The sequence below is a fragment of the Streptomyces sp. NPDC042259 genome (assembly GCF_055582085.1).
Genome location: NZ_JBVJDW010000002.1, coordinates 586,383 through 599,718 on the forward strand (window position 1 = coordinate 586,383; position 13,336 = coordinate 599,718).

The 13,336-nt window shown below is 74.1% G+C and carries 15 protein-coding genes; 2 read left to right on the forward strand and 13 right to left on the reverse strand.

The features are described 5' to 3' along the window. Positions 1–131 precede the first annotated feature (131 nt). The gene (locus ACZ6MA_RS07230) at positions 132–1,010 is read right to left on the reverse strand and encodes a LysR family transcriptional regulator (protein WP_469431760.1); all 879 of its coding nucleotides are present in this window, start codon (positions 1,008–1,010) and stop codon (positions 132–134) included. 149 nt (positions 1,011–1,159) lie between these two features. On the opposite strand from ACZ6MA_RS07230, the gene ACZ6MA_RS07235 reads away from it, so the two are divergent. Continuing rightward, entirely contained in the window at positions 1,160–1,951 is a 792-nt protein-coding gene (locus tag ACZ6MA_RS07235) for an alpha/beta fold hydrolase (protein WP_469431761.1), read from the forward strand. A 54-nt stretch (positions 1,952–2,005) separates the two neighbouring features. Then, positions 2,006–2,860 carry an alpha/beta fold hydrolase gene (locus ACZ6MA_RS07240; RefSeq protein ID WP_469431763.1) on the forward strand — a complete coding sequence of 285 codons (855 nt, stop codon included), beginning with the start codon at positions 2,006–2,008 and terminating at the stop codon, positions 2,858–2,860. 77 nt (positions 2,861–2,937) lie between these two features. On the opposite strand, the gene ACZ6MA_RS07245 is transcribed toward ACZ6MA_RS07240, so the two are convergent. The 12 genes from ACZ6MA_RS07245 to ACZ6MA_RS07300 form a co-directional block, all read right to left on the reverse strand. Continuing rightward, a complete protein-coding gene (locus ACZ6MA_RS07245; protein ID WP_469431764.1) occupies positions 2,938–4,077 on the reverse strand; it encodes an NADase-type glycan-binding domain-containing protein in 1,140 nt (379 codons plus the stop codon). Continuing rightward, positions 4,074–4,637, reverse strand: coding sequence for a phage tail protein (locus tag ACZ6MA_RS07250; protein ID WP_469431765.1), 564 nt, complete (start codon positions 4,635–4,637; stop codon positions 4,074–4,076). The genes ACZ6MA_RS07245 and ACZ6MA_RS07250 overlap by 4 nt, the downstream gene beginning before the upstream one ends. Position 4,638: 1 nt before the next feature. After that, entirely contained in the window at positions 4,639–6,597 is a 1,959-nt protein-coding gene (locus ACZ6MA_RS07255; protein ID WP_469431767.1) for a putative baseplate assembly protein, read from the reverse strand. Next, positions 6,594–7,037, reverse strand: coding sequence for a GPW/gp25 family protein (locus tag ACZ6MA_RS07260; protein ID WP_469431769.1), 444 nt, complete (start codon positions 7,035–7,037; stop codon positions 6,594–6,596). Before ACZ6MA_RS07260 ends, ACZ6MA_RS07255 begins: the two co-directional genes overlap by 4 nt. Before the next feature lie 5 nt (positions 7,038–7,042). After that, positions 7,043–7,315, reverse strand: coding sequence for a PAAR domain-containing protein (locus ACZ6MA_RS07265; RefSeq protein ID WP_469431771.1), 273 nt, complete (start codon positions 7,313–7,315; stop codon positions 7,043–7,045). 99 nt (positions 7,316–7,414) lie between these two features. Then, positions 7,415–9,274: a VgrG-related protein gene (locus ACZ6MA_RS07270; protein ID WP_469431772.1), complete on the reverse strand. Its 1,860-nt coding sequence runs from the start codon at positions 9,272–9,274 to the stop codon at positions 7,415–7,417. A gap of 2 nt (positions 9,275–9,276) precedes the next feature. Beyond that, positions 9,277–10,104 carry a CIS tube protein gene (locus ACZ6MA_RS07275; protein ID WP_469431773.1) on the reverse strand — a complete coding sequence of 276 codons (828 nt, stop codon included), beginning with the start codon at positions 10,102–10,104 and terminating at the stop codon, positions 9,277–9,279. Between the two features lie 4 nt (positions 10,105–10,108). After that, complete coding sequence (locus ACZ6MA_RS07280; protein WP_469431776.1) at positions 10,109–10,540, reverse strand: phage tail protein; 432 nt, start codon at positions 10,538–10,540, stop codon at positions 10,109–10,111. Positions 10,541–10,580: 40 nt separating this feature from the next. Then, entirely contained in the window at positions 10,581–12,269 is a 1,689-nt protein-coding gene (locus ACZ6MA_RS07285) for a hypothetical protein (RefSeq protein ID WP_469431777.1), read from the reverse strand. Further along, complete coding sequence (locus tag ACZ6MA_RS07290) at positions 12,269–12,418, reverse strand: DUF6760 family protein (protein WP_469431778.1); 150 nt, start codon at positions 12,416–12,418, stop codon at positions 12,269–12,271. The genes ACZ6MA_RS07285 and ACZ6MA_RS07290 overlap by 1 nt, the downstream gene beginning before the upstream one ends. Beyond that, a complete protein-coding gene (locus ACZ6MA_RS07295) occupies positions 12,415–12,852 on the reverse strand; it encodes a hypothetical protein (RefSeq protein ID WP_469431779.1) in 438 nt (145 codons plus the stop codon). The genes ACZ6MA_RS07290 and ACZ6MA_RS07295 overlap by 4 nt, the downstream gene beginning before the upstream one ends. Continuing rightward, positions 12,852–13,295 (reverse strand): phage tail protein, encoded by a 444-nt coding sequence (locus ACZ6MA_RS07300; protein WP_356449855.1) that lies wholly within the window; start codon positions 13,293–13,295, stop codon positions 12,852–12,854. Before ACZ6MA_RS07300 ends, ACZ6MA_RS07295 begins: the two co-directional genes overlap by 1 nt. Between the last annotated feature and the right edge of the window lie 41 nt (positions 13,296–13,336).

Consider the following 13,336-nt stretch of genomic DNA (forward strand, 5'->3'; position numbering starts at 1 on the left):
GCGCCCGCCCCGGAACGGCCCCGGGGCCCACACTCTGGGGCCGGCGCTCGCGAGTCGTGGCAATGTTGTGACGCTTTGCCCCACTGCGCGGTGCGGGATTTCAGCAGAACGACGGACCCGGGGCCGGCCGGTCACGCGGCGTGGCACGCCTCGATCAGGGCACGCAGTCCGGCGCGGGGCGGATCGGGCCGCACGGCGAGGTAGGTGCGCATGACCGGGGCGGGGTCGCGCAGCGGGCGGAAGACGACGCCGGGTACCGGGAGCTGTTCGGCGTGCGGCGCGTAGAACACCGTCCAGGACGGCTTGCCGAAGCCGATGCCGGCCAGGGTGTCCTGGGCGGTGGTGAATTCCGCGCCGAACTCCGGCTCGAAGCCGGCCGCCCGGCAGGACCGGGTCACCAGCTCGTACAGCGCGGGGTTGCGGGCCCGCGAGGACAGCCGCAGGGGCAGCCCGGCGAGGTCGGCCATGTCGATCACGCCGCGCACGGCGAGATCGTGGCGGGCGGGCAGGGCGACCATGAGCGGGTCGTGCCACAGGGGCAGCAGTTCCAGCTCCGGTTCGGTCCGCTCGCCGCGCAGCAGGGTCGCGTCCAGCTCGCCGGACCGTACCCGCTTCAGCCGGTCGTCGGTGGTTCCGGTGACCAGCTCCAGCTGGGCCCCGGGGGCGAGCCGGGCGAAGGCGGCGAGGATGGTGTCCAGCCGCACGCCCAGCCCGGAACTCGAGCCGAGCCGCAGTGTCCCGGCCTGCTCCGCGCGCAGCTCGTCGATGGCCGCCCGGGCCCGTGAGCGCGCGGCCAGCACCTCCCTGGCGTGCGGCAGCAGCCGTCGGCCCGCCTCGGTCAGCCGCACGCTCCGGGTGGTGCGGTCGAACAGCTCGACGTCCAGCTCCCGCTCCAGCCGGCGCACCTGCTGGCTGACCGCCGACTGCACGATGTGCAGCCGCTCGGCGGCCCGTCCGAAGTGCAGTTCCTCGGCCACGGTCAGGAAGTACCGCAGTTGCCGGATCTCCATGCCCACCCCGTTGCCCGGCCGGACGGCGGCCGGCGCGATTGATCACATGTCGTGATGAGTGTATGCGCGCATTCCTCATTGGCCGCCGGGCGTGATCGCGATGGGGTGGGGGCACAGCGCACGGCACACCAGCGATCGAAGGAGTCGGCATGACATACGTGGATGTGAACGGCACCACGCTCCACTACGAGGACGAGGGCACCGGGCGGCCCCTGCTGTTCCTGCACGGCTGGGGGACCAGTGGCCGGGTGTGGGGCGCGCAGCTGCCCGACCTCGTCCGGGACCACCGGGTCGTCACCGTCGACTGGCGCGGCTGCGGCCGGTCGGCCCGGCCCGCCGGGGGCAACAGCGTCGACGGGGTGGTGGCCGACCTGGTGGCGCTCGTCGGGGCGCTGCGCCTGGACCGGCCGGTCGTCGTCGGCTCGTCGATCGGTGGGGCCTTCGCGACCGAGCTGGGGGCGCGGCACCCGGAGCTGGTCGCGGGCGCGGTCTCGGTGGGCGGGCCCGCCCACTGGCCCGCGACGATGCCCGCGATGCTCGACGGGCCGGTCGGGCGGCTGGGCCGCGACCGGGCCGGCGCGGTCGCGGCGTGGGTGCCCGAGTGGTACGCGCCGGGCTGCCACCCGGCGCTGATCGACTGGACGGTCCGGCAGATCCTCGACTCGGGCGTCTACATCGACCAGCACCTGGCGGCCTTCGCCGCCTACGACCCCCGCCCGCTGCTGCCCGGGCTCCGGGTGCCGGTCCACTACATCCACGGCGAACTCGACACCCAGATCCCGGTCGCCGTGGCCCGGGAGTGCGCCGCCCTCACGCCCGGTGCCGGGGTGAGCGTGATCGCCGGATCGGGCCACCTCCCGCACCAGGAGCGGCCGGCCGAGTTCAACGCGGCGCTGCGGGCCGCGCTCGCCCTGATGCGACCGGACCCCGCCGCCGGCTGAGGGCCACCGCCCGTCACAGGAGAACACCCCCGTCACAGGAAAGATGGAGAGAACATGCCCAGGACGAACCTGCGGATCAGCGGCGGCGACGCCGTCGTCGCGTACGACATCACCGGCACGGGCCCGGGTCTGGTGCTGGTGCACGGCACCGGCGCCGACCGTGCGCAGTGGCTGCCGCTCACCGAGGCGGTCGCCGACCGGTTCACCGTCGTCGCGCCCGACTACTCGGGGTCGGGCGGCACCACCGACCACGGGGGCCCGGTCACCCTGGCCGATCTCGCCGACGAGGTGCTGGCGGCCGCGGACGACGCGGGGCTCGGCACCTTCCACCTGGTCGGCCACTCCCTGGGCGCGGCGATCGCGGCGCACCTCGCCGCGACGCGCCCCGGCCGGGTCCGTTCGCTCGTGCTGCACGCGGGCTGGGCCCACACCGACACCCGGCTGGACGCCGAGTTCCGCCACTGGCTGGAGCTGCTGGCCGCCGACGCCGCGCACGGCACGTCGCTGTTCGCGCGGATGCTGCCGCTGATGGCCTTCGGCCCCGGGTACTGGGCGCGCACGGACACCGCCGCCAACGAGGAGCTGGTCACGGCGCTCACGGGGATGCTCGCGCCGGGCATCGCACGCCAGGTCGAGGCCGACCGCACGGTGGACCTGCGGGCGCTGCTCGGCCGGATCACCGCGCCGACCCTGGTCCTGGCCGGCGCGCACGACCGGATCATCGCCCCGGAGCAGCAGCGGGCGCTGCTGGCGGGCATAGCGAGCGCCCGGTACGCGGAGATCGACGCGGGCCACGGGGCACCCGCCGAGGACCCGGCCGGGTTCGCCGCCCGGATCGCCGCCTTCCTGGACGAGCAGTTGACGCGCCCCGCGGAGACCGCCGCCGGGGAGACCGCGGCCGTTCACTGACACCGGAAGGGCGCGGCCCGGCACGCACGCACGGACGGCCCGGCCGGCCGGCCCGGCACCGGGGGCGCGCGGCTCGTTCAGCGGCGGCCGAAGAACTCCACCTCGGCGACGGCGAGCCGCCGGACGAGGCGGATGCCGAATTCGGCGTCCGCCGTCAGCCGGACGCGCACGACGTCGGTGCCGCGCACCGCGAAGGTCTGCTGGCCGGGCTGGTCCCGGAGGGTGAGCGTCTTCGTGCGGCGCTCGCCGTCGGCGGAGACGAGCAGCACGGTGATCTTCGCGGGGCGGGCCTGGGTGAGGAACTCGTCCTGGTTGACCGAACTCCCCGAGGTGATCAGCAGCTCCCGCAACCGCACCGGCTTGTCGAAGTCGGCCTCCAGGTACTGCCCGATGCCCGACCCGGGGTTGACGGGTGCCCAGTACCGGTTGCTGAAGCCGTCGAAGGCCGCGCTCGCCGGATGGCCGGGCGCCTCGCTGGAGGCCCGGACCTCCGTCGGGCGCAGCGCCTCCGGCTTGGTGGTCCGGTCCTGGGCGAAGGTGAACACGTCGGGGAGGTGGGAGCGGCCGAACCACACCGCGAGCAGCAGCACCAGCAGCGTGCCGGGCAGGGCCAGGCGGGGCCGCCGCCAGGTCCGGTGCCGGGGCCGGGCGCCGGCCTCCGGCGCGCCCTCGGAGCGCCGGAGGATCCGGCGCCACCACGGGGTGCGCGCCCGGCGGGGCGGTGGCGCGGGGTCGAGGACGGTGCCGCAGCGGTGGCACAACCGCCGGTCGTACGGATTGTCCGTACGGCACCGCGGACAGGGCCGGCCCGCCGGCCGCCCGGCCTCGCCCGGGTGGCCGGCCGGCTCCGCTTCCCCGCCCGGTTCCGGGGCGCCGGCCGGGCCACCGCGGTCGGGGTGGTCTCCCGGACGCCGGGGGGCGGCCGACGGGGACGGTGGCTGCGCCGGGGTGGGTGGAGTCCGCGGCCGGGGCGGGGGCGCCGGGGGCCGGGGCGGCACGGGTGGCGGTGGGCCGGTGGGCGCGGGTCCGGGTGGCTCGGTCGTGGGACCGGGTGACGGGACGGGCTGGGGCGGGGTGACGGGCAGCGACGTCGGAGTGCCGGTGGTGCGGGGCGGGGGCGTGGGGGCGGGCCTGTCCTCCCACTCCAGGAACGCCTGGCAGGAGACGCAGAACCGGTCCGCGGCGTCGTTGCGGTGTCCGCAGTCGGGGCAGTTCATGACGGATCCGCTCCCTCCGCCGCCGTGGGCAGCAGCTCGACCCGGTACGCGACGTGCGCGGGTGTCTCGGCGGCGACGAGCCGCTCCAGCCGGGCCCGGTCGTACCGGTCCGGGTCGGGCACCCGCAGCCGGAGGGTGACCGAGGCCCGGGCCGAACCGGGCGGTGCCGCCCCCGGCACCGGTGACCAGGCAGTGGCCCCGCTCTCCTCGATCTCCGGCTCGGTCCCGGTCTCCAGCCGTACCGCCGCGGCCAGACCGAGCCGCGTCCCGCGCCGTCGGTGCCGGACGACCGCCTCGGTGACCACGGCGCGCCGCTGGTCCTCGGGGCGTTCGGCGTCGGCCTCGACCGCGAGCCAGCCCGCCAGCCAGGCGAGGAAGTCCTCGGGCGCGGTGCGGGGGTGAAGGTAGGCGGGCAGGTTGTCGAGCGTCAGGTGCAGCGGGGCCAGCACCTCGTCCAGGGCGCCCAGGAAGCGTCGCAGGAAATCGTGTTCGAGGTAGAGGGCGGGCAGTTGGTGCAGGAGGGGGTGGGGCGTCGGCAGCCCGGGGATCGTTCCGCGCACGTCAGTCCTCCCGCACCCGGAGCTGGTGTTCGTAGCTGAACGCCAGGGCGTGCCGGTCGAGCGTGATCTTGGCGGTCGCCTCGGCCCTCCGGCCGGTCACGGGGTCGGCGGGGAAGAGCCGTACGTCCTCCACCAGATCGACCCCGGGCACCTGTTGCAGCACGCCGAACACCTCGCCGGAGTGGATGGGCCGCCCGAACGGCCAGCCCTGCCCGGCCGGGCCGCCGGTGAGCGGGTTGAAGTAGCCGTAGAGGGCGGCCAAGGCCGTCTCGCGCAACCGGTCGGCCGTGGCGGCCCGGCCCGCCCGGACCGAGGCGACGACGGTGACGCCCTGGTAGTAGGGGGGTTCGACGACGAGCCGGGTGCCGATCGGGCGGCGGTCGTCCAGATACGAGGCGATCATGGCGAGGGTGTCCGGCGGCGGGATCAGCTCGTCGAAGTCGATCCGGCCCTGGGCGTCGCTGCGCCCGGCCGGAACGACGAGGAGCCGCACCCCGCCCGCCTGGTCCGGCTCCCCGGCGTCGCCCGCCGGTACGCACTTCACCCGGGCGGCGTCGGGCGCGACTTCCCGGGCGAGTTGTTCGTAGTCGTGCGGTACGACGGCCCGGTGCAGGGTGCGCAGGGTCATCGGGCCGCGTACGCGGGCGTTGTCCACGCTCTCGCCGTCGACGCCGCCGAGGGCCGGGCGCCGGTTGTGGACGCGGGCCACGTACGGCAGGGAGCTGCGCAGTACGCGCAGCGCGCCCCGGGCGACGTTGCCGCGGCGTCCGCCGCCGGTGCGGTAGGCGCGCACCCGGACCGGGGCGTCCTTGGGGGGCACGGCACCGTACAGCCGCAGGGATCCGTCCTGTTCCCGTACGGCCGGTCCGAAGTCGACCCGGCCGGAGGTGGGGTCGAGGGTGATGTGCCGGTCGGTCGCCGTGGAGTGGGCGAAGTCGTCGACGCGGGTCCACTCCACCCAGCCGCCTCCCTCGGCGACTTCGACGACGAAGGGTTCCCCGTCCGGGACCACCGGCGGCCGGGCGACGCGGAAGCCCTGGCCCGGTACGCCTTCCGACGGGCCGAGGTGTTCCTCGGTGACGGTCTCGGCGTGGGCGGCCTCCACGGTGCCGCCGAGGGTGAAGGCGGTGATCCGCCGTACGGTCGGGGACGCGAGATAGGCGGGCTGGTCCGGGGCGGCCTCCCGCAGCCGGCAGCGCAGCCAGCCGGCCGGGTGCCGGGCGACGACGGAGGCGCTGTGGGTGGCGGGCATGTGCAGGATGACGTCCCCCGCCTTGTTGAAGGCACCGGTGTCGTCCTGTTCCACCTCGCAGGGCTCCCAGGCGCCGCCGTCCCATGCCTCCCACACCAGCGGCGGGCGGCGGGGGTCGACGCCGACGCCGTCGACCCGGCAGTCCAGGCGCAGCACCAGGACACAGCCGGGCACCGGGTTCGACAGGCCGATGTACAGGCAGTCGCCGGGCGCGGGCGGGGTGGCGAAGCAGGGCACGTCACGGCCCAGGGCCAGTTCCTCCGAACGGTCCGTGGCGCCTCCCGCGTCGGGCCAGGTGGCGAGGTGGGCCAGCGAACACGGCGGCACGGACAGATCGCGGCTCGTGGTGAAGACCACGGCCTCCTCGGTCTCGGTGCGTACGGTCGCGACTTCCGTACCGGCCTTGATCCGTACCGTCTCCGGCTGTGGGGCGGACAGCCGGAACGTGACCTCGGTACGGGCCGCCGTCGGCGGGTAGAGCCGCACTCCGATGAGGTCGAGGAACGCCAGGTAGTTCTTGTCGGGGACCCGGTTGAGACGGTAGACGAGCTGGTCGACCATGGTCGCGAAGGCCTCGATCAGGGTGACGCCCGGGTCGGAGACGTTGTGGTCCGTCCACTCCGGGCAGCGCTGCTGCACCAGCCGCTTGGCCTCGTCGACCAGCGTCTGGAAGCGCCGGTCGTCCAGGTTGGGGCCGGGGAGCGTCATGAGCCCTCCTCGGGGCGTGGGTGGTGGCCGGCGGTGGGCGGGGCGTCGTGGCGCGGGATCACATAGAACGGGAAGACGAGGTTGCGCGGATCGTTGGCGCCCCGGATCGCGTAGCTGATGTCGATGTAGAGCACCCCGTCGTCCGCCTCGTCGAAGCGCACGGCGACGTCGGCCACCTCCACGCGCGGTTCCCACCGCTCCAGGGCGAGCCGCACCTCGTAGGCGAGCTGCCCGGCCGTGCCGGCGTCGGCGGGCGCGAAGACGTAATCGCCGAGGGCGCAGCCGAACTCCGGCCGCATGGGGCGTTCGCCGGGCGAGGTGCCCAGGACCAGCCGGATCGACTCCTCGATCTCCCGGTCCCCGCCGACCAGGGCGATGCCGCCGGTGGCGTCCGTGCGGGGCGGGAACGCCCAGCCCGCGCCGATGAACTGCTGTGCCACGCCGCTCACCCGCCGATCAGCACGGTCGGGCAGCCGGAGACGATCGGGGCGCCGCAGCCCGTCGTGTCACCGACACGGGCGGCCGGGCGGCCGCCGATCAGTACGCCGGCGCTGCCCGTCGCGACGGTGGACGGCGGGTGCGCGGCGGGTGACGCGCAGCGGTGGGGCGTGCCGACGGTGGCCGCGGGGCTGCCGCCGATCAGCACCGTGGGGTCTCCCGGCGGGCCGACGGTGCCGGGATGGCCGGTGGGGTCGCCGACGCGTGCGGCTGCTGGCATGTGCGGTGCCTCTCTGCGTTGGCCGGGGGTACGGCTCCGGCTGTTCCGGCTGCGGGGGCGGCGGCTGTCACCGTCCCCGTCGGCGTCCCGTCGGCGCCCTCAATTGATCTTCACCAAGGGCGCGTTGACGGACACGGTCCGGCCGCCCTTGACCTCGGTGCGGGTGGTGCCGTTGACCGCGACCTGATTGCCCTGGACCTCCACCGCGCCGGTGGTGGCCACCGTGACCCGGCCGTTTCCGCCGTCGAGCCGGACTCCCCCGCGGGCCGTCAGCCGCACCGAACCGCCGGTGAGTTCGAGCGCGCCGTCACCCGCGTCCAGGGACACCCCGTCACCCGCCTTGATAGACACCCGTTGTCCGGCGGCGATCTCCACGGTGCCGTCGCTGTGCAGCACGATGGTGGTGCCCTTGCGGTCGAGGTCGATCTTCAGCTTTCCGTCGCCGGTGACCAGCCGTACCCCTTGCGGGCCGTTCGCCGTGTCGAGCAGTTCGAGCTTGTTGCCGTCGCGGGATCCGAAGGCGCGTTTGGTGACGGCGCCGCTGGTGGGGTCGATGGTCTCCCCGTCCTGGCCGCCCGCGCCCTGGGACGGCTTGTCCTGCCCGTTGTAGAGGGCGCCCAGAACGTACGGGCGGTCCAGATGCCCCTGCTCGAAGCCCACCAGCACCTCGTGCCCCACCTCGGGGACGAACACCTCGCCGCCACCGGTGCCGCCGGCCTGCGCGGTACGCGCCCAGTCGCTCGCGTACTCGTCCGACAGCCACGGGAAACCCACCTTGACCCTGCCCAGCCCCTCGGGGTCCTTGGTGTCCGTGACCGTGGCGTTGACCAGCCCGGAGATGCCCTGGTGGGGGGAGGCACCGCCGCCGGTCAGCCCGAACAGCGAACGCTCCTGCTGCCCGGAGACCGAGATCCACGTCTCGTAACCGCGCAGCGCGTCGAACACGTGCCGCGAGGAGGTCACCGTGTAGCGCCCCTCGAAGGGCGCCCCGACGCCGGTCAGGGTGACCGCGCCGCCCGCCCGGACCGCGGGGTTGCCCCGGATGACCGCCTCCAGCTCGGCGAAGGACCCGGCGATGCGTTCGGCCAGCGCCCCGGCCGCCTGGTCCACTTCCGCCTGCGTGCCGTACGGGGCGTCCGTGACGACGAAGCCGGCCTCCCCGAACGGCGCGGTCACCTCCGCCGCCGTGACACCCAGCTCCAGGGTCCGGGCCCGGCCCGCCTCCGCGCGGCCGACCAGCGGCTGTTTGGCCCGTACGTCCCAGCCGCGCACCTCGACGGCCGAGACCTGCTCGGCCGCCGACACCCCGGCCCGGCAGCGCAGCAGATTGACCCCCATCTCCAGGACGAGCGGGTGCCTGTCGGCCCGGGCCGAGACATCGGGCGCGCCGCCCGCTTCCGTGGGCTTGGTGACGTGCAGCCGGCCGTCGGCCACGTAGACCTGTGCGCCGGCCTCCTCGGCCAGGCCCCGCAGGAACTCCCAGTCGCTGATGTTGGGCTGTGCGACGTGCTCCAGCACCGGGCCCGCCACATCGACGTTCCCGGGGCGCAGCCCCGCCCGCTGGGCGACCCGGGCACAGATGTCGGCGAGGGTCATGTTCTGGTAGCTGGCCACCCGGCGGCCGCGGAACAGCCGGTAGGACTCGTCGAGGCCGCGTACGACGGTGAAGGTGCCGGTGTCGTCGATCTCCACCTCCAGCGCGGTGACGCTGCCGGTCAGCAGCGGCCGGGGCGCCGGGCCGCCGCCCGCGCGGGCCAGCAACCGTGCCTTGGCCCCGACGGCCAGTCCCGCCTGCCCCAGCAGCACCCTGCCGGGGTCGCGGAAGCGCAGCACGAACAGATCGGGCAGCGTGCGGCTGTCGTCCACATAGCCTTCGACGAGGGTGTTCGCCAGGGCCGGCGGCAGTGGCCGGCCGGCGAACTCCACGAGCAGGGACGCCGAGACGCTCTGTTCCGCCATGGTCACCGCCTCCCGGTGCCGGTGCCGGCGGAGTCGATGCCGGTGCCGGTGCCGTGCGAACCGTCGGGTTCGCGGAGCCGGTCCAGCTCGTCGAGGGCGGGGAGCAGCAGCTCCCGGCCGTTGGCCAGCCGCATCGGGTCGTCGATGTCGTTGGCCTCGGCGATGACCCGCCAGGCGGTGGGGTCGCCGTACTCGCGCCACGCGAGGTGGGCCAGCGTGTCACCGGTCTGCACCCGGTGCACCCGCCGGGCGTGCAGTGCCCCGGAGGTGGGGTTCTGCCCGGGGGTCTCGCCGCTGATCTCCTCCATCGTCACCTGGCACACGGCCCGGACCGGCACCCCGGAGGTGGTGAACAGGGTGTACTTCACCTGCACTTGGCTGACGTAGCCGGGAAACCCGGTGAGACCTCCCCAGTGGAACACCACCCACGGCGGGGAGGACCGCTGCCGTTGCCGTGTCTCGTCGGTCGGCACACAACAGGCGAACAGCCGCTCCACCGCCGTCACCACGCTGGTGTCGTGGGTGTCGCTCGCGTCGAAGAACATCTCGACGGTCAGCTTGCTGGGCTGCGGCCCCTGGTACTCGGGCGGACCGGCGCTCTTCGCCCCCTTGGCGGGGGTGCGCTTCCACGCCGCCGCCTTGGTCAGGCTCAGCTCCTTGGGGTTGAACTGGAAGTCGATCCGCCCGCACGGCCCGCCGGGGGTGAGGCCCCCGCCGGGCGGCGGGGTGCGCAACTCCAGATAGGCGTGCTCCAGTTTGGGCCTGGCACCACCGCCTCGGGCCCCGGTGCCGCCGGTACCGGCGGCGCTGAACGCCACGGGTGCGCTCATGGCCTCAGCCCTCCATCACATAGCCGTGGTGGGCGATCTCGATGGTCTCGGTGGCCACCTTGGGCGACTCCGGGTTGAAGGACGGCCCGGTCCAGCGCACCGGTACGACTTCCAGCAGCCCCCACTGGGCGACCGTGCTGCCGTCCCCGGTGCGCGCCTCGATGTGCGCCGTCCGGCGCTTGAAGCCCGTGGTCATGCCGGCGAACCACTTGGCCACCTTCTCCGTCTCACGGGTCAGTGGCCGGGACAGCTTCACGTTCGGGTACTTGAGCCGGGTGGGCAGCTGCCACAGATGCCCGTTGTTACCGCCTTCCTCCCGCTGCTCCAGCACCACTTCGCAGCCGAGGCCCTCGCAGGTGTTGAACGATCCGAGTTCGATGCCGTCGACGGTGACGACGAAGCAGACACTGACCGCCGGGTCATCGGTTGCGGGCATGCGCTGTCCCCTTTGCTCTGCTGGGCTGTCTGCTCTGCTGTCAGTGCCGGGTGTCGATGAGGAAGCCGGCCCGCTCGCGTTCGAGCCGGAGTTCGGCCTTGAGCAACCGGCTCAGTGGGGCGAACAGGGCGCGGACCAGTTCGTCGGTCACGGCGGGTGCGGTGCCTCGGGGGGTGCCGTGCGGGGTGCTTTTGCCGTCGGAGGAGCCGGTGGTGGCGTGCGGGGTGGGTTCGGGGCCGGGCTCGGACGAGGGCTCGGGGTCCGCCTCGGGAGGCGGTGGGCCGGGCGGTGGGCCCGGCCCCGGCGGTGGGGGTTCGGTCGGTGCGGGGCCGGGGACAGCGCTCTCGCGCTGCACGGCGGGCAGTGCTCGCGCCGCCCGGAAGACGACCGAGCCGTCGGCCGTGCGCTGGGCCACTCCGGCGGCGACGGCCACCGCGCCGGCGTCGAGCATACGGGCGGGCTGTTCCGCCCTCGTGTGGGATGCCGGTGCCGGGGTGGCGGGGAGACCGGCGGGTGGCGGGGGGACGGGGGTGGTTGCCCAGGGGACGACAGTGGTGGGCACCGGGGTGCTGCGCTGGACGGATGGCGGTGCCGTCGCCGGGGCGGCGCCGGCCCAGCGCACGGGAACGACGGCCGGTGGTAGGGGGTCGTGGCGGGCCGGTGCTGTGGCGAGCGGTCCGGAGAATCCGGAGTAGAGGGTCATGGTGCGCTGGGCGACCAGCGGGACCGTGGGTGTCACCGGCGTGACCGGTGCCGCCCGCCCGGCCCCATGCCCCGGGCCGGTGATGCCTTCGACCGGTCGGCCGTCTGCCGTGGCCCGTTGCAGCGGTACCGGTGGACGAGCCATGGGCGTGGGCGTCCGGGGACCGTTCGTCGGTGTGGGCTCCGAGTGGGGCTCGGGAGGGGCGGTGCTCTCACGGGCCACGAGCGGGGACTCGCCGAGCAACGGGCGTGTGGGGGCGGCGGGCGCGGCTTCGGGTACGGGTTCGGGTGCTGCCGGGGCCTCGGCGGCTTCGGGGGCGGCGGTCTCCGGTTCGGTCGTACCCGGCAGCGGGGGCGAGGCTGCCGGGGGCTCTGCGGTGCTCGCGACGGGCACGCGTTGCGCGGTGGGCGGCAGCGCGGCGAGGGGTGCGCCCAGCCCGAGGCCGTGCGGTGCGGTGGAACGCTGGACAGGCGAGGCGACGTCGGCACCGGGGGCGCACTCGGGCTCCGGGGCGGGAGCCGGACTCGGGCTCGGACTCGGGCTCGCGCTCGTGGCCGTGCGCACAGACGTCAGTCGATGCAGGGACGTCTCCAGCGGCCGGGCCGACACCAGGGGTTCGCCGGCCACCCGTTGAAGCGGGACCGGCGCGGAAGCCGGTGACTGCGGGGGAACCGAGGGCGCGGACGGCGCCGAAGCCACGGCCGGCGTAGAGGGCACCGTAGGCGTCGCTTCCCGGGCGGCCGTCGGGGCGGGGGCGGGCGTCACCAGCCCGTGGCCGACTCCGGACGGTGCCTGGGGGCCGGTCCCGTGACCGAGCGGCGCGGTGGTGAAGGAGGCGTTCCGCCAGGTGCCGAGCGAGTCGCGGAACCCGTCAGGGTCGATGACGAGAGCCGCCTCCCCCACGGTCCGTTGCAGGGGCGGCACCTCGCGCCAGCCTTCCCCGGGCGAGGCGGAGGGAAGTGCCGCCGGCGTGTCGGCGGGTGTGGCGATCCGGTGGCGGCCGCTCAGCCGGGACAGCCACCCCATCAGTTCCCCGGTCCGTTCAGCCGGGCGATCTGGTCGACGTACCTCAGCCGGTCGGCGTGTTCGAGGTCGAGGATCTGATCGAGCGACCAGTGGAAGTGGTAGGCGAGGTACGCGACTTCCTCGTGGATCCGGTCGGCCGCGTACGTCACGATTCCCCCAGGCGACCACCGCCGGCGAGATCCACCGCGAAGTTCTCCCGGCACGCGGGGCAGGTGACGGCGGCGCGGGTGTGGCCTTCGGCGTTGATACGGCGGTAGAAGTCCTGCAGGAAGGCCAGGTCGGAGGCGAACAGGTCCTCGACGACCCCCGGGTGGACATCCTCGATGGTGCCGAGGCGGGTGACGACGCGGGCGATGAGCACCACGGAGAGGTACGCGGAGTTCTCCCGTACCCGGTCGTCGCGCAGCGGGATCAGCTCGTCCCGGGCGGTCGCCAGCCGCATCACACCGGAACGGTGGACGGTGCCGGATTCGTCGACGTACCCCCGTGGCAGTTCGAAGGGGAACTCGGTGCGCAGCCGCTCCGGCCGGTCCGGGGGGACGGACTCCTCCTGCCGGGCTGTGGCCGGGATGGTGCGGCGCATCAATCGACTTCCAGGCTCTCGTACGTGATGGCCAGTTTCTCCGTGAGCACGGAGGTGTCGCCGGCCTTGAGCGCGCTGATCTCCAGCGACTTGGGCCAGGCGTTGATCAGTTTGTACCGCTTGATCGGGATGCCCTCGTAGTCGTAGACGATGATCGAGCCGTTACGGCGGGCGCTGTTCATCTTCCCGAACCGGGAGTCCTTGATCCATCGTTCGAAGCTGTTGTCCTCGGTCAGACCACGGGCGACGGTGACCTCTCCGGCCTTGGGGCGCCCGGGCAGCTTCTTGATGGCGTATTTGCCGTCGGCGGTGTTCTGCTTCAGCTCGATGACGTCCTGTTCCATCTTCAGGCCGGTGACCTCGGTGATCTGCCGGATGAGGACGCTGTCGAATTCCAGTCCGAAGGAATGCCCGACGGAACTGTCGAGATCGGGGAGCGGCATACCAGTCTCCTAGGGTTCGGTCCCAGAGTTCAGTCAGTGCG